Source organism: Rhodococcus sp. IEGM 1351, assembly GCF_030056875.1.
GTDB classification, from domain to species: Bacteria; Actinomycetota; Actinomycetes; order Mycobacteriales; family Mycobacteriaceae; genus Rhodococcus_F; species Rhodococcus_F opacus.
In genome coordinates, this window is the sequence record NZ_JASHKU010000021.1 from 17,353 (window position 1) to 33,552 (window position 16,200).

Consider the following 16,200-nt stretch of genomic DNA (forward strand, 5'->3'; position numbering starts at 1 on the left):
TCTAGTCTCCGGGGTGGGCGGGCTGGGTATGGTCAGGCGTCGAAATCGACGGTCACGTTGTCGCTGACCGGGAAGGTCTGGCACGTCAGCACGAAGCCGGAGTCGACCTCGTAGTCCTCGAGCGCGTAGTTGCGGCGCATGTCCACGTCACCGCACGTGATCTTGGCGCGGCACGTTCCGCAGACGCCGCCCTTGCAGGCGAACGGAAGGTCCGAGCGGTACTTCTCGGCGGCGTCGAGGATCGATTCGTCCCGCGGCAACGTCGCGGTGGTCGAGCGACCGTCGAGAACCAGGGTCACTTCACTGCTCGGCCCGGTGACGCCGGGCTCGCGGTGGGTTTCCATGGGCGGGGGCACGTCGTCGACGAAGAACAGCTCGTGATGCACGCGGCTCTTGTCGATCTGCAAGTCGCCGAGAACCGTCTCGGCGTCGGTGACCATCCCGTACGGTCCGCACAGCCAGAAGTGATCGATGTCGGCCACGGGGACCACGGCGTCGAAGATGGCCCGAAGCCGGTCGGCGTCGAGACGGCCGGTGAACAGCTCGACCTCGCGGGGCTCGCGGGACAGGACATGGATGATGTCGAAGCGCGACCCGTACGCGTCCTTGAGGTCGGCGATCTCCTCGGCGAACATCACCGAGCGGGTGCGCCGGTTGCCGTACAGGAGAACGACTTCGGCCTCGGGATTCGCCAGCATCGATGCGGCGATCGACAGCATCGGCGTGATGCCCGATCCGGCGGCGATCAGCACGTGGCGACCACCGGCCGCGGGATCGGCGACGAACGTTCCGCTCGGGCCCTGCACCTCGATCCGGTCGCCGGGGCGGACGTCGCGCACGAGCCACGTCGAGAACAGACCGTCGGACACCTCGCGCACGCCGACCCGCGGCGCGGAACCGGCGGGGGCGCAAATGGAGTAGGAGCGGCGGTGTTCGACACCGTCGATCGTCCGCCGCAGCGTGAGTGACTGTCCGGGGCCGAACGCGAACTCGTCGGCGAGCTCGGCCGGAACGTCGAACGTGACCGCGACCGCGTCGTCGCACAGGGATTCGACGTCGGCGACGGTGAGGGTATGGAATGCCCTGTTGCGCAACGCCGCACCAGGCTTCGGGGAGACCGCTGTGGTCATGGTCAGATTTCCTTCACGTGATCGAAGGGTTCGAGGCAGTCCAGGCACCGGTAGAGCGCCTTGCACAGCGTCGCCCCGAATTCCGAGTCGAGCCGCGTGTTCGCCGAGTGGCACTTGGGGCATGCCACGGGTCGCGGCTTGACGGTGAGGGTCAACGGCACCGGGCCCGATGCGCGTCGCGGCGCGGGACCGGGAGTCGAGTAACCGTTCTCGCGGAGCTTGCGCCTGCCGTTCTCGCTGATCCAGTCCGTGCTCCACGGCGGCGACAGGACGGTCCTGACCTCGACGCTGCCGAACCCGGCGTCCTGCAGGGTGTGCTCGATGTCGTCCCGCATGGTGGCCATCGCGGGGCAACCGGAATAGGTGGGGGTGATGGTCACGACCACCGACCCGTCGGCGTATTCCTCGACGTCGCGCAGCACACCGAGATCGGCGAGCGTGAGCATCGGCATCTCGGGGTCGAGCACGGATTCGGCGAGGCGACGGGCGTCGCTGCGCACGGCGGTGGTCATGTCACCACACTCCTTCGGGATGCGCCCGGGCCACGCTCTGCATCTCGGCGAGCAGCAGTCCGAGCGCCTCGGTGTGCAGCCCCTGCCTGCCTGCCCGACCGCCGACGGTGCCGACTGTCCGGCCGGTCGGGGCGGTGAGCTCGGCGGCGTGCAGCACCTGCTCGAGCACCGAATCGAATTCCTCGCGCACGTCCCGCGGGTCGACGCCCACCCCCACCGCCGCGAGCGCAAGCTCCTCGGTGGTCGGGACGAACAGTTCCTCGACGTACGGCCACACGCGGGTAAGCGCCGCTGCCATCCTGGTCTTCGACTCCTCCGTGCCGCAGCCGAGCGTCACAACCCAGCGGGCCGCGTAGTCGCGGTGGTAGGTGAGTTCCTTGACGCCCTTCACCGCGACCGCCGCGAGGACCGGGTCCCGGGACGTGCGGAGACGGTCGAACAGTGCGAGGCGCCACGTCGAGAACACCAGCAGTCGCGTGATCGACTGAGCGAAGTCGCCATTGTCGAGTTCGGCCAGCCGGGTGTTGCGGAACCGATTCTCGTCCCGGAAGAACGCGAGCGCGTCCTCGGCGGGAATCGGGCTCGTGTCGGAGATGTACGGCACCACCGACACGTCCGCCGCGGCCGCACGGGCGAGCAGCAGTCGCGCCTGACCGAGCAGGTCGAGCCCGACGTTCGCGAGCGCAACCTCCTCCTCGAGTTCCGGTGCGCGCGTGCTCCACTCGGCGAGACGCTGTGAGCTGATCAGTGCATCGTCACCGAGCATCAGGCAGTAGCCCGCCAGCGCGGAGAGGTCGACGTCCTCCGGAACCGTGGTGTCGACACCCGCGAGGGGGTCGTCGAAGCAGGTGCCGAACGCCCACTGGCCGTGGCTGTCTTCGTCGACGAGGCCTTCGTAAGCATTGTCGTGGTCGGTCATCGCCAGCCTCACATGTGGGGAACGTTGTCGGGGATCTCGTAGAACGTGGGGTGCCGGTACACCTTGTCGCCGCTGGGCGCGAAGTAGGGATCCTTCTCCGACGGGCTGGACGCCACGATCGAACTGGACCGCACCACCCAGATGCTCACGCCCTCGTTGCGGCGGGTGTAGACGTCCCGGGCGTGCCGGACGGCCATCTCGTCGTCGGCGGCGTGCAGGGATCCGACATGAACGTGGTTGAGTCCGCGCTTGCCGCGCAGGAACACCTCGTACAGGGGCCAGTCCGCGCGCACTGCGTTGTCGTCCGTGCTCATCGTGCGTTCTCCTTGCTGCTCTCGCGGCGAGCGAAGGCCGTCGCGGCCTCCCGCACCCACGCCCCGTTCTCGTGTGCTGCCCGCCGGTTGGCGACGCGCTCGACGCTCGATGCGCCGTTGCCCTTGATCACCTGCATGAACTCGCTCCAGTCGGGCTCGCCGAAGTCGTGAGCGCCGCGCTCGGCGTTCCACTTCAGGTCCGGATCCGGGAACGTCACGCCGAGCACCTCGGCCTGCGGGATGGACATGTCGACGAACCGCTGACGAAGTTCGTCGTTGGTGTGCCGCTTGATGCGCCACTTCATGGACTGCTCGGAGTTGGGCGATTGGTCGTCCGGCGGTCCGAACATCATCAGCGCCGGCCACCACCAGCGGTTCACCGACTCCTGCACCATCTCGCGCTGGGCGTCGGTGCCGCGCATCATCGTCATCAGCAGTTCGAAACCCTGACGCTGGTGGAAGGACTCCTCCTTGCACACCCGGATCATCGCCCGCGCGTACGGCCCGAAGGAGCTGCGGCACAACGGGACCTGGTTGCAGATCGCGGCGCCGTCGACGAGCCAGCCGATCACGCCGACGTCGGCGTAGGTCAGCGTCGGGTAGTTGAAGATCGAGGAGTACTTCTGCTTGCCCTCGATCAGCTTCTCGGTGAGGTCGGCGCGGTCGGCTCCGAGCGTCTCGGCCGCCGAGTACAGGTACAGGCCGTGTCCGGCCTCGTCCTGGACCTTCGCCATGAGGATCGCCTTGCGACGCAGCGACGGCGCACGGGTGAGCCAGTTGCCCTCCGGCTGCATGCCGATGATCTCCGAATGCGCGTGCTGCGCGATCTGCCGGATCAGCGTCTTGCGGTAGCCGTCGGGCATCCAGTCCCGCGGCTCGACCCTCTGGTCGGCTGCGATGGTGTCATCGAAGAGCTCTTGCAGCTCATCGGAAGCGTGTGACGTGGTCATATGTCCTACCTCTATTACCGAATGATCGGTTGGTATCAAGTATGCATGTCAGCCCCCGCCCACACAAGGGCGGGAGCCGAATTACGTCAGTGGCCTTCGAAGGCGGGCGTGCGCTTCGCGAGGAACGCGTCGACCGCGCTGCGGTGATCCTTCGACCGGCCGAGCTGCTCCGCGGCCCCGCGCTCCCGCTCGAGCGCCTCCGACAGTCCGGTGGACGACGCCGAGACCAGAGCCTTGACCTGCGCGTACGCGGCCGTGGGACCGTCAGCGAGCTTCCGCGCCAGCGCGGTGGCCGCAGCCCCGAGTTCGGCGTCGGGCACCACTCGGTGCACCAGCCCCCAGTCCAGCGCCTGCGCCGCCGTGAACCGGTCGCCGAGCATCATCAGCCCGGTCGCCCGGCTCGCTCCCAACGCCTGCACCAGGGTGTGACTCAGCCCGGAGTCGCCGGCCAGCGCGATCCCCGTGAACGCCGTGGCGAACTTCGCGCCCTCCCCCGCGATCCGGATGTCGGCGGCCAGGGCGATGCCCAGCCCCGCCCCGACGCAGGCCCCACCGACCGCGACGACGACCGGGACGCGGACCCCGGCCAGCACCCGGAGCAGCGGGTTGTAGTGCTCGGCGACGGTGTCCATCGCGTGCGCAGCGTCCGCCTCGAGGCCGGCCACGTGCTCGGCCAGGTCCTGGCCGACGCAGAAGTTCTTGCCCTCCGCCTGCAGCAGCAGGGCACGCACGCCGTCGTCGGCGGCGACCTTCTCCACCGCCGCCAGCAACTGTTCCTTCACCGCGCGGTCCAGGGCGTTGGACGCGCCCGCGCGGCGCAGGGTGATGGTGGCCAGTCCCGCGTCCACGGAAAGTCCGACCACGTCGTCAGTGCTCATGAGAATGTGCCTCCTGCTGGTTGTGGTGTGCGTGGCCCGGTCAGGACCAGGTGAAGAACCCCTGGCCGGTCTTGCGGCCGAGTTCCCCGCCCGCGACCTTCTCGCGCAGCAACGCCGGCGGCGCGAACCGGTCGCCGAGCGTCTTCGCGAGGTGCTCGGCGATCGCGAGCCGGACGTCCAGTCCGACCAGATCGGTGGACCGCAGCGGTCCCATCGGGTGGCGATAGCCCAGTTCCATGGCCCGGTCGATGGACTCGGCGTCGGCGACGCCTTCCTCGAGCATCCGGATCGCCTCGAGCCCGAGGCACACGCCGAGACGGCTGGTCGCGAAGCCGGGGGAATCATTGACCAGCACCTCGGTCTTACCGAGCTGGGCGACCCACTCCCGGACCTTCTCGACGACGCCGGCGTCGGTGGCGGGGGCGCGGACGATCTCGACGAGCGTCGACGCCGGAACCGGGTTGAAGAAATGCATGCCGATCAGCCGCGCCGGGTCGTTCAGCGCCGCCCCCAGGCCGGCGATGGAAATAGAACTGGTGTTGCTGGCGATCACCGTCGACGAGTCGACCGTCTTCTCGACGAGCGAGAGCACGGACAGCTTGAGGTCCACCAACTCCGGCACCGCCTCGACCACCAGATCCAGGGCCGGCGGAAGCGCATCGGGGGCGGCCACCGTGGACACCCGTCCGAGGATCGTCGCGGGATCGACGTCGCCGAGCTTGCCGCGTTCGTGCGCGCGGTCCAGTCCGTCGGACACCCGCTTCAGGGCCGCCTCCCGGTCGCCGCTCTCGGCGATGGTGACGGTGGAGCCGAGGGTGGCGAAGACCTGCGCGATACCCGCGCCCATCCGGCCGCCGCCGACCACTCCGACGTTCTTCGGTGCTGTGCTCGTCATTTCTTCTCCAGAAAGGCAGTCATGCGGTCGTGTTTGTCGCGGCTCTCGAACAGCACCGCCTGGGCGATGTCGTCGGCGAACGGGTGCGAGCCCGGCGCGTCGACGATCATCTTCGTGAGCTTGAGCGCCAGCGGCGCCGAGCGCGTGATGCGGTCGATGACCTTGTGCGCTGCATCGATGTGCTCGCCGGGTGCGACGACACTCATCACCAGCCCGCTGCGCAGCGCGTCCTGCGCGTCGAGGTTCCGGCCGCCGAGCAGGACCTGCTTGGCGACGGACGTGCCGACCAGTTCGGGCAGCCGGTAACTGGCCCCGGCCGCGGCCATGATGCCCAGCCCCGGCTCGGGGTTCCCGAAGACCGCGGTCTCGGTGGCGATGCGGATGTCGCACGCGTAGGACAGTTCGGCGCCGCCGCCGAGCGCGTACCCGCTCACCGCCGCGACGGTGGGCAGCGGCAGCTTCGCGATGCGGTCGAACAGATTGCGGTTGATGCCGGCGAACGCCTCGTCGCGGCCGCGTTCGCGTAGTTCGGCGATGTCGGCGCCGCCGGCGAAGTGGTCGCCCTCGCCGGTCAGCAGCATCGGCTTCGGCGTCGCTTCCAGCGACGCGCACACCTGGTGCAGTTCGCCGATCATCTCCGCGTTGATCGCGTTGCGCTGCGCGGGACGGTGCAGCGTGACCACCATCCGGTCGTCGCGGTCCTCGATTTTCAGTGTGTTCACGGCGCCTCGATCAGCATCGCGACGCCCTGGCCGACGCCCACGCACAGCGTGGCGAGCCCGCGGCGGGCGCCTTCGCGTTCCATCCGGCCGAGCAGCGTCAGAAGGATCCGCGCACCCGAGCAGCCCAGTGGGTGGCCGAGTGCGATGGCGCCGCCGTCGGCGTTGACGATCGACTCGTCGAGCTTCAGTTGCCGGATCACCCCGAGCGACTGCGCCGCGAACGCTTCGTTGAGTTCGGCGGCGCCGAGGTCGGAGATCGACCAGTTGGCGCGGGCGAGGGCCTTGCGGGTGGCCGGGACCGGGCCCAGACCCATGACGTTGGGGGCGATGCCCGCGCTGGCGCTGGTGACGATGCGGCCGCGGACGGTCAGGCCGTACTTCTCCACCGCCGCCTCGCTCGCGACGACCAGTGCCGCGGCGCCGTCCGAGAGGGAGGACGACGAGCCGGCGGTCACGATGCCGTCCTTGCGGAACACCGGTTTCAGCGAGCCCAGTTTCTCCAGAGTGGTTCCTCGCCTGGGGGTTTCGTCGGCGGTCAGTTCACCGTCGCGCACCGGCACGGGCACGATCTCGCGCCCGAAGCGGCCGGCGTCGACCGCCGCGATCGCCCGCTCCTGGCTCCGCAGCGCGAAGGCGTCGCTCTCGGCGCGGGTGATGCCCTCGAGCGCGGCGACCTCCTCGGCCGTCTCGCCCATCGACAACGTCACCTTGCGGACGTCCGGTCCGGACCCGGCCGGAACGTCCCGGTCGGTGGCGGTGAATCGCGGGTTCGTGAAGCGCCAGCCGAGCGAGGTGTCGGCCACCTCTCCGGGGCGTGCCCACGGGGTGCCGGGCTTGGCCATCACCCAGGGTGCGCGGGTCATCGATTCGACGCCGCCGGCGATGACGATGTCGGCCTCGCCGCTGCGGATGGTGTGCGCGGCGGAGGCGACGGCGGTCAGACCGCTCGCGCACAGGCGGTTCACCGTGTAGCCGGGAACGCTGTCGGGCAGGCCCGCGAGCAGCACGGCCATGCGGGCGACGTCGCGGTTGTCCTCGCCTGCCTGGTTGGCGGCGCCGAGGATCACCTCGTCGACGGCGTCGCCCGGGATTCCGGCCCGGCGCGCGGCCTCGGCCACGACGAGACCGGCAAGGTCGTCGGGGCGCACTCCTGCGAGCGCTCCGCCGTATCGCCCCTGCGGGGTACGGGCTCCGTCCACCAGAAACACTTCGGCCACAGTCTTCTCCTTCACGGGGGTGCCCGTCTATTAATAACCGAATCTTCGGTCGGTACGCAAGAGGAGGTAGCGCACGAAAAGTTGCGATCCTCCCTTGACAACCAGCTGAGGAAGCGACGATTCTGTTAACCGACCGAACGTACGGTGAAATGGAGTTGTCGTGAGCAAGTTACTGGAAAGCTACGCCGCCGGACGCTGGTACACCGCGCCGGACGAGGGAACGCCGCTGCTGAGCGCGGTCGACAGCTCCGAGGTGGCGCGCATCTCCGCGACCGGACTCGACCTCGGCGAGATGGTGACCTACGCCCGCGAGGTGGGCGGACCGGCGCTCGCGAAGCTGACCTTCCACGAGCGCGCCGCCGCCCTCAAGGCGCTCGCCCTCACCCTCATGGCCGGCAAGGACGAGTTCTACGCCCTCTCCACCTCGACCGGCGCCACCAAGCGCGACTCCGGCGTCGACATCGACGGCGGCTTCGGCACCCTTCTCAGCTACGCCAGCAAGGCCAGGCGGGAACTGCCCAACGACACCGTCTACCTCGACGGCGCCTTCGAGCAGCTGGGCAAGAAGGGCACGTTCCTCGGCCAGCACGTCTACACCTCGCGCCGCGGCGTGGCCGTCCAGATCAACGCGTTCAACTTCCCGGTGTGGGGCTTCCTCGAGAAGCTCGCCCCCGCATTCATCGCCGGCGTCCCGTCGATCGTCAAGCCCGCGAGCCAGTCGGCCTATCTCACCGAGCTCGTGTTCCGTCGCATCATCGAATCCGGGCTGCTGCCCGAGGGTTCGGTCCAGCTGCTGTCGGGGAGCGCCCGCGGGCTGCTCGACCACCTCGGCGGGCAGGACTCCGTGGCATTCACCGGATCTGCCGACACCGCGGCCACCCTGCGGGCGCATCCGAACGTCGTCGGTGAGGGCGTCCACTTCAACGCCGAGGCCGATTCGCTCAACGCGTCGATCCTCGGCTCCGACGTCGAGCCCGGCAGCGAGGAATTCGACCTCTACGTCAAGCAGCTCGTCACCGAGATGACGGTGAAGGCCGGCCAGAAGTGCACCGCCATCCGGCGCGCCTTCGTGCCGACCGCACTGATGGACGACGTCATCGCCGCGGCCGAGGCCCGGCTGTCGCGCGTCGTGGTCGGCGCCCCCGACGCCGAAGGCGTCACGATGGGTGCCCTCGCCAGCCTCGAACAGCGCGACGAGGTCCTGAAATCGCTGCGCGGCCTGACCAAGACGGCGCAGATCGTGGTCGGCGACCCGGAGAACTTCGAGGTCGTCGGCGCCGACAAGGCGACGGGCGCATTCCTGCCGCCGATCCTGCTGCGCTCCGACGACAAGGACGCCACCGAACCCCACGACATCGAGGCCTTCGGCCCCGTCAGCACCGTCATCGGATACGAAAGCACCGACGAGGTCATCGAACTCGCCGCCCGCGGCAAGGGCAGCCTCGTCGCCTCCCTCGTCACCTGCGATTCCGCACTCGCCCGCGACATCGTGCTGGGCCTCGCCCCGTTCCACGGCCGCGTCCTCGTCCTCAACCGCGACGACGCGAAGGAATCCACCGGCCACGGCTCACCCCTGCCCGTCCTCGTGCACGGCGGCCCCGGACGCGCAGGCGGCGGTGAGGAACTCGGTGGCATCCGCGGCATTCTGCACCACATGCAGCGCACCGCGGTCCAGGCCACCCCCGACATCCTGACCGCGGTCGGAAACAAGTGGGTCACCGGTTCGCAGCGCAACGACGACGGCATCCACCCGTTCCGGAAGAACCTCGCACAGTTGCGGATCGGCGACACCATCGTCGGCGGCCCCCGCCAGGTCACGCTCGCCGACATCGACCACTTCGCCGAGTTCACCGGCGACACGTTCTACGCCCACACCGACCCCGAGGCCGCGGCCGCGAACCCCCTGTTCGGTGGCATCGTCGCGCACGGATACCTCGTCGTATCCCTCGCCGCCGGCCTGTTCGTCGAACCGAATCCCGGTCCCGTCCTCGCCAACTTCGGCGTCGACAACCTCCGGTTCCTCACCCCCGTCAAGGCCGACGACAGCCTCACCGTCACGCTCACCGCGAAGCTCATCACCCCGCGCAGCAGCGCCGACTACGGTGAAGTCCGTTGGGATGCAGTCGTCGTCAACCAGGACGGCGATCCCGTCGCAACGTACGACGTTCTCACCCTCGTCGCCAAAGGAGAAAACGCATGAGCTTCAAGGTCGCCGTCTGCTACGGCCAGCCCGATGACCCCGAGGCGTTCGACGCCTACTACCGCGACACCCACATGCCGCTGGCCCGCAAGGTTCCCGGCCTGTCCGACTTCACCTGGGGCAAGTGCAGTGCCCTCGACGGCGGGACGCCGCCGTACTACGCGGTCGCGAGCCTGGTCTTCCCCGACGCCGCCACCATGAAGTCCGGGTTGCAGTCCGAGGAGATGAAGCAGGCGGGCAAGGACGTCCGCAACTTCGCCACCGGCGGCGTCACCATGTACGTCCAAGAAGAAGAATCCGTCTACAACCAGTAGGAGAACCATGACTGTCGACGCATCCGCGGAATGCCGTATCGCGCGGAAGATGTTCGAGGCCGACAACGCGTCCCAGGCGCTCGGCATCGAGATCCTCGAGCTCAGCCCCGGCCACGCGGTCGCGTCGATGGTCGTGGGTGAGACCATGGTCAACGGCCACGGCATCACCCACGGCGGGTTCGTGTTCACCCTCGCCGACACCGCATTCGCGATGGCGTGCAACGGATACGACTCACCCGCCGTCGCCGCCCGCGCCGACATCCGATTCCTGACCGCCACCCGCCTCGGCGACACCCTCGTCGCCGAGGCCGTGGAACGGGCCCGATTCGGGCGCAACGGCATCTACGACGTCACCGTCCGGCGCGGCGACGACGTCATCGCCGAGTTCCGCGGCGACAGTCGTGCGCAGCCGCGCCCGTGAGCATGTGCGCTTCGCGCCTGTGAGTACTTATTAACCGCGGGACGTTAACAAGTACTCACGGGTGCGAAGCACACAACACGTCCGATCTCCAGCGCGACCCAGACCGCACCGTCCGGTCCCACGGCGATCCCGTGCGGCTCCGAAGACGGTGTCGGCAGGTCGTATTCGGTGATGTCGCCGCCCGGCCCGATGTGTCCGATGCGGTTTGCGCCCCATTCGGTGAACCAGCAACCGCCGTCGGGGTCGGCGACGACGGCGTGAGGTCGAGCGGAGCGGTCCGGGAGTGCGAACTCGTCGATCCGGCCCTGGACGGAGATCCGGCCGATCTGCCCGGCGCCGATCTCGACGAACCACAGCGCGTCGTCGGTCCCGCGGGTGATCCCCACCGGTCCGGCGGCGGGCGTGGGCAGCGAATGCACCGCGACGTTGCCGTCGACGTCGATACGGCCGATCGCGTTCGCCTGGTTGAGCGTGAACCACAGTGCGTCGTCCGGACCCGACGTGATCGCCGAAGGGAACCCGCCGTCCGTGGGCAGAGGAAACTCGGTGATCTGCCCGTCAGTGGTGATCCGCCCGATCCGGTCGGCATTCGTCTCGGTGAACCACAGTGCGTCGTCCGGGCCGGCGACGATCCCGAACGGGCCGCTGTCCGGGGTCGGGGTCGGGAAGGAATCGATCGCACCGTCCGACGTCAGCCGCCCGATCCGGTGGTCGCGGAATCGCGTGAACCACAAGGCGTCGTCCGGACCCGACGTGATGATGGTGGGCCCACACTCCGCGGTGTCGAGCGGATACGTCGCGACTTCGCCGTCGACGGTGAGGCGCGCGATGCGACCGGCGTGGACGAGCGTCACCCACAAGGCCTGGTCGGGCCCGGCCGTGATCGCATACGGCCCCGACGTCTCGTCGGAGACGGTGAACTCCTGGATTCTCATGCGCTCCGCACCTGTGAGTACTTGTTAACAACGGGACGTTAATAAGTACTCACGGGCGCGCAGCGCCTATCGGGGCCGCGTGCTTTCCGCGTTCGGAGGCGGCGGCGTCGCGCGCTGCCCGCTCGGTGGCGGCCGCTTCGATGGCGATCGCGTGATCCACCGCGTGCGGCGCGATGCCCAGGTTGTCCAGCGTGTCCCACAGACTCGACAGAGCGGCCTTCGGGTCGAGGTAGTACTCCGACTCGCGGACGCGCCAGAACGTCCAGCCGCACCGTTTGAGTTCCTGCTCGCGTTCGAGGTCCGCGATCCGTTGTTCCGGGGTGGTCGAGAACGCGTCACCGTCGCATTCGACGGCGAGTCTCATGGTGCCACCGGTGACGACGAGGTCGATGCGCCGATTGTTCACCTCGACTTGGGAATTGACGTGATAGCCGCGTTCGGCGATGTCGTTGAACACCCGCTGCTCGAGCAGGTTGTCGAACGGGGGGATCCGGACGTCGCGGTCGACGTCCTGCGGCATGGGGTCGGCCGGTGCCGGCGACGTCGACATCATGTAGCTGAGCAGGGAGTTGCGCAGGTCGGCCCGCTTCAGTTCGTCGACGGTCACGGAGTGGAACAGCCACAGCTGGTCCTGCGCCCGTGACGCCGCGACGTTGAACCGTCGCTTGTACTGGTTCGCCGTCAGCGGTGCGAAGTTCTGCTCGGGTCCCACGACCATCGACAGGAAGACGACGCTCCGTTCGTCGCCCTGGAAGTCGGGCGGCGTCCCGACCCGCAGTCGCCGCTGCTCCCATTGTTCGATGCCGATGCGCTTGACGAGTTCGGTTCGAATGGCGTCGACCTGGGACTGCCCCTGCAGCACGACGATTCCGAACGTCTTCCCGTCGTAGCGGGGGTCGACGAGGCATTCGATGAGCTGGTCGACGAGGGCGGCGGCCTCGACGTGGTTGGTCAGCGTCGCGTCCTTGCCCGCCACGGTGGCGTCGGATACGTACGTATGTTTCAGCGGCGGAAGCCGATCCGCGCCGAACTGCCGCACCGGGACCAGCGGCAGTTCGCCGTAGAACTGGGTGCTCGACCAGTTGATGATCTCGGGCATCGAGCGGAAGTGCTCGCGGAGCCGGACCACCTGCCCGAAGCTGGTGCGCAGGATCGAGAACAGGCTCGACCGCGGCGTGAGCGTGGCCTGCACGTACTCCGGAAGGTCCGGCAGGTAGGCGTCGAGCCGGGTGAACACGTCGTCGAGGGTTCCGGTGGTGGGGATGTCGGCGGGTGCGCACTGTTTGTCGTCTCCGACGACGATCACCCGCGGTGCCAGCCACAGCAGGAACAGGTTGGTGATGTCGGCCTGGCTCGCCTCGTCGACGATGACGACGTCGAAGCTGCCCGGCACGGGCGGGATCGACGCGAGGACCTGCTGCAGCGGCATCACCCACGCGGGCACCGCGCCCTGCGCCTCGCCCATCGCGGATCGTGCTGCGCTGCGGTACTTCTCGGCGTATTTACCGGCACCTGCACCGATGCTCGAGATGTGCTCGCGGTACGTCTGCAGCGCCCGCACCTGATCCGCCGTCAGATGTTCGAGGCAGTCGCGCCAGGCGGTGGCCGCCGCGAGCCGCGCCGTCAGATGCGCGAGATCCGCGTCGACGGCATTGAGTTCGGCTTCCAGTTCCTGCTCACGACCGGCACGGTGCTGTTCGGTGACCCATTGGCGGGCACGGCGCCACGCCCAGGCCTCCGACATCTGCCAGCTCATCTCGTCCCACTCGGTGAGCGCCGCCGTTCTGCGCACCAGTTCGTACAGCGCCGGGGCGACGGGTGAGAGTTTGTCGGACAGTTCGTCGAACAGTCGCTGATCCTGCTGTTCGACGCGGGCGATCGCGTAGCGGCTGAGGGCATCCGAGAGGGCCGCGTTGTCGGCCTGATCGAGCGCCGCCACCAGGGCGGTGCCTTCCGGCGACGGTCCCGCGTCGACCTCGGTGGAGACGGCCGAGACGATGGCGTCGAGTTCCGCACGGGCACTGTCCACGTCGGCACGCGTGGTGATCGCCTCGGCGGCCCCGGCCACCGCGACGGCATCCGCGAGAGTGCGGATCCGCGGCGCGTTCGGGGACAGTGCGAACAGTTCGCGGGCCAGCGCGTCGCGGGAGACGAGGAGGGCGCGCACCCGAGCCACCCGGCCGACGATCATGTTGAGGCTGTCGACCTGGACGGCACGGGATCCGTTCATGTCGACCGGAATCCGGAGGTCCGCCAGCAGGGTGGCGGCGGTCTGCGCGGCGTCGTGGGCGCGCAGGTGCTCGGTCACGAGCCGCACCGTGGCGGCGGTCGTGGCGGGTGCGCCGTCGACGGTGGCATCGAGGCCGAGTTCTTCGACGGCCTTCTGCTCTTCGCTGCGACGGAAACGTGCCTTCCACTCGACGGCGCCGGATTCCATCGCGACGGCGAGTGCACCGACCGCCTGCAGTGCGGGTCGGGTCATGACGGCGCACTGGACGTCGTGCGCACCGATGTAGCGGTCGGCGGCCGCGGCCGCCTCGACGATCGCGGGCAGGGCGTCCAGCCGACCCCACAGGTGCGTCGCACGGCCGGAGAGGACCGTGTCGGCGAGGCCCTGGAACTGGCCGTCGAGGTCGAGGACGTCGTGAGCGCGGGCCTGCAGTTCCTTGCAGTGCCGGCGAACGGTGTACGCGGTCTCGGGGTCGACGCCCCCGAGGACCTCGAGCAGATGCGCCGACTGCGGGGTGTCGATGGGGATACTGGTCGACGCCCGCGAGCAGAGTCGTTCGAGTTCGGCCCGGTTGGGCAGCAGCGAGTCGAGCACGGGAAGCGTCTGACGGGACCGCCGCGCCCGTTCGGGGGATGCGGTCACCGAGAGGCGGCGCAGCGTCTCGACCTCGGTGCCGGTGAGGGGCGGCTGCTCGCTCAGCAGCGGACCGGGAAGCCACTCGAAGGCATCCTGCAGACCCATGACCTTGCGGACGATGGTGGCGGCGGTGCCCTCGTAGCCGTCCGCGACAGCGTCGTGGAGGTAGGTCTCCGACTCGCGCAGCGCCTTCACCTGCTCGAGCACGACCGCCCGCTTCTGCACGGCCTCGTCCCGCTGGGCACGGAGATCGGCGATCTTCTGGCCCTCGCTGTGCGGGTTGAACGACGACTTCCGTTCGGCGATCGTCGCGACGCTGCGGGTGAGCTCGTCCGAGCCGCCGCGGGAGAGATCGGTGATGGAGACGCACAGTTCCTGCATCTCGGGCGGGAGCTTGTCCCTCAGCACCCGAAGCGCCTGCGCCTTCTCGCTCGTGACGAGCACCCGCTGGCCGCGCGCGAGCAACGCCGACACCAGGTTGGCGATCGTGTGGGTCTTGCCCGTGCCGGGCGGGCCCTCGACCACCACTCCGCTGTCGCCGCCGAGCCGCTCGATGATCTGCGACTGCTCGGCGTTGGCCGGGAGCGGGAAGAGCGGGTCCTCGGCGAGCGTCGACGAGGTGGCGGCGCCGGTGCGCTCGAGCCACGACAGCCGGTCTGCCGGCTCGATCGCCTCGACCAGCTGCGCGAGCCCGAGGGGAACGGTCGCGCCGTCGCGTTCGAGGTGGGAGATCATCTGCTCGTAATACTCGACCAGCGCGAACGCACTGCGCTTCCGCAGGACCAGGGCCGGCGACAGCGTGAGGGTGCCGTCGGCGTCGGCGTCGGGTGGCCGGACGCCGTCCCGCACCGTGACAGGCGTCATCAGCGACTTCGGTGCCCACTCCGCGAGCAGTGCGCGAACGCCGTCGCTCAGCGGCGACGCGGCCGTGTCCTGCAGTTGCTTCTGCAGCGGCATCGCGTGCGCGCTGTCGTAAATGTCCAGTCCGGTGAACAGCTGGGAGTCCTCGAGCCGGGGCTGCGAGCCCGCGATCAGCCGCACCAGCAGGTCGCCGGTCCGGGGGTCGCGGTGGATGCTCGCGGACTGGGTGACCAGGTGGGTCTGGGCGCCGTCGACCGGACCGGCGCCCGCCAGGGTCAGCAGACCGGACGCGAGAACAAGTTCGATCGACTCGGGGCGGGCGTTCAGCTCCTGCAGCATCCGCTGCAACGACTGGTACAGATCGGCGTGCGGGCGACGCTCCCGGTCGGCCTTCGCCCACGCCTGCCAGCGCGGCACGTAGGCGTCGAACGCCTGCCGGACGTCATACGCGCGACGCACGTCGTATTCCTCGTCGGAGTCCTCTGCGTAGGCGTCGGACGCGTTCAGTTCGAGATCGGAACGCGAGCTGTCGGAGCGGGCCGACGCATCCACCCAGCCGGCCAGGACCGTGGGCAGTTCCGGCGGATCCTCGACACCGATGAGGGGCACGCGCAGGACGATGTCACCCTGCGCGGCGTCGGAATCGAGTTGGATCGTCCGGCCGTCCTGATGCAGCCATTCGACCTGTTCGTGCTGGTCGACGCGGAGGACCGGCTTCGTGCGAGCCCTGACGATCTCACGCAAAAACTGCAGCAGGCGCTGGACGCGGCCTGCGAGCTCGGCGTCGTTTTCGGGACTCGACAATGTAAACCTCTGCGAATTCTCGGTGATGACGTGCGCTTGCCCCCGCAGTGCACACTATCGGGTCGAGGGGGTGAACTTCGAGGCGTCATCCCCTGGCAGAGGGACTGGACGGTCGCTCGAGGTGCCGCACGGACCTCGATTCGTACCGGCCGGTCTCTACTGTTCACCCGTGCCGGCGGTGAAGTCCCCGGTCTGCTTGCGCATCGGTTCGTTCGCCTCGAACACGTCGCGGAGTTCGGGACGGAACGGCAGCAGTGCCGGG

Annotated in this window: 14 protein-coding genes; 3 read left to right on the plus strand and 11 right to left on the minus strand. The window is 68.9% G+C overall.

Translation table 11 applies throughout. From position 1 onward, the window contains the following. Nucleotides 1–32: 32 nt before the first annotated feature. The 9 genes from paaE to QM806_RS29945 all read right to left on the minus strand — a co-directional run bounded on the left by paaE (nt 33) and on the right by QM806_RS29945 (nt 7,537). Nucleotides 33–1,130, minus strand: coding sequence for a 1,2-phenylacetyl-CoA epoxidase subunit PaaE (gene paaE, locus QM806_RS29905; protein WP_283293793.1), 1,098 nt, complete (start codon nt 1,128–1,130; stop codon nt 33–35). Between the two features lie 2 nt (nt 1,131–1,132). Beyond that, nucleotides 1,133–1,642 (minus strand): 1,2-phenylacetyl-CoA epoxidase subunit PaaD, encoded by a 510-nt coding sequence (gene paaD / locus QM806_RS29910; protein WP_005566102.1) that lies wholly within the window; start codon nt 1,640–1,642, stop codon nt 1,133–1,135. Nucleotide 1,643: 1 nt separating this feature from the next. Beyond that, the gene (gene paaC, locus QM806_RS29915) at nt 1,644–2,561 is read right to left on the minus strand and encodes a 1,2-phenylacetyl-CoA epoxidase subunit PaaC (protein ID WP_283293795.1); all 918 of its coding nucleotides are present in this window, start codon (nt 2,559–2,561) and stop codon (nt 1,644–1,646) included. 8 nt (nt 2,562–2,569) lie between these two features. Then, nucleotides 2,570–2,875 (minus strand): 1,2-phenylacetyl-CoA epoxidase subunit PaaB, encoded by a 306-nt coding sequence (gene paaB / locus QM806_RS29920; protein ID WP_009475635.1) that lies wholly within the window; start codon nt 2,873–2,875, stop codon nt 2,570–2,572. Next, on the minus strand, nt 2,872–3,825 hold the full coding sequence (paaA, locus tag QM806_RS29925) for a 1,2-phenylacetyl-CoA epoxidase subunit PaaA (RefSeq protein ID WP_005250773.1): 954 nt from the start codon (nt 3,823–3,825) through the stop codon (nt 2,872–2,874). The genes paaB and paaA overlap by 4 nt, the downstream gene beginning before the upstream one ends. An 86-nt stretch (nt 3,826–3,911) precedes the next feature. Beyond that, the gene (locus QM806_RS29930) at nt 3,912–4,703 is read right to left on the minus strand and encodes an enoyl-CoA hydratase-related protein (RefSeq protein WP_283293796.1); all 792 of its coding nucleotides are present in this window, start codon (nt 4,701–4,703) and stop codon (nt 3,912–3,914) included. Nucleotides 4,704–4,743: 40 nt separating this feature from the next. Continuing rightward, nucleotides 4,744–5,598: a 3-hydroxyacyl-CoA dehydrogenase family protein gene (locus QM806_RS29935; RefSeq protein ID WP_283293797.1), complete on the minus strand. Its 855-nt coding sequence runs from the start codon at nt 5,596–5,598 to the stop codon at nt 4,744–4,746. After that, the gene (locus tag QM806_RS29940; RefSeq protein WP_120660304.1) at nt 5,595–6,320 is read right to left on the minus strand and encodes an enoyl-CoA hydratase/isomerase family protein; all 726 of its coding nucleotides are present in this window, start codon (nt 6,318–6,320) and stop codon (nt 5,595–5,597) included. The genes QM806_RS29935 and QM806_RS29940 overlap by 4 nt, the downstream gene beginning before the upstream one ends. Continuing rightward, a complete protein-coding gene (locus QM806_RS29945) occupies nt 6,317–7,537 on the minus strand; it encodes a thiolase family protein (RefSeq protein ID WP_005255947.1) in 1,221 nt (406 codons plus the stop codon). Before QM806_RS29945 ends, QM806_RS29940 begins: the two co-directional genes overlap by 4 nt. Before the next feature lie 160 nt (nt 7,538–7,697). On the opposite strand from QM806_RS29945, the gene paaZ reads away from it, so the two are divergent. Genes paaZ through paaI form a run of 3 tightly spaced genes read left to right on the plus strand, consistent with a single transcriptional unit; the run spans nt 7,698 to nt 10,472 of the window. After that, complete coding sequence (paaZ, locus tag QM806_RS29950) at nt 7,698–9,737, plus strand: phenylacetic acid degradation bifunctional protein PaaZ (RefSeq protein WP_283293799.1); 2,040 nt, start codon at nt 7,698–7,700, stop codon at nt 9,735–9,737. Next, a complete protein-coding gene (locus QM806_RS29955; protein ID WP_005565792.1) occupies nt 9,734–10,051 on the plus strand; it encodes an EthD family reductase in 318 nt (105 codons plus the stop codon). The genes paaZ and QM806_RS29955 overlap by 4 nt, the downstream gene beginning before the upstream one ends. 7 nt (nt 10,052–10,058) lie before the next feature. After that, entirely contained in the window at nt 10,059–10,472 is a 414-nt protein-coding gene (paaI, locus tag QM806_RS29960; protein ID WP_005250762.1) for a hydroxyphenylacetyl-CoA thioesterase PaaI, read from the plus strand. Nucleotides 10,473–10,516: 44 nt separating this feature from the next. On the opposite strand, the gene QM806_RS29965 is transcribed toward paaI, so the two are convergent. Continuing rightward, nucleotides 10,517–11,407: a Vgb family protein gene (locus tag QM806_RS29965; protein WP_283293802.1), complete on the minus strand. Its 891-nt coding sequence runs from the start codon at nt 11,405–11,407 to the stop codon at nt 10,517–10,519. Between the two features lie 49 nt (nt 11,408–11,456). After that, nucleotides 11,457–15,938: a PDDEXK-like endonuclease domain-containing protein gene (locus QM806_RS29970; RefSeq protein WP_283293804.1), complete on the minus strand. Its 4,482-nt coding sequence runs from the start codon at nt 15,936–15,938 to the stop codon at nt 11,457–11,459. Between the last annotated feature and the right edge of the window lie 262 nt (nt 15,939–16,200).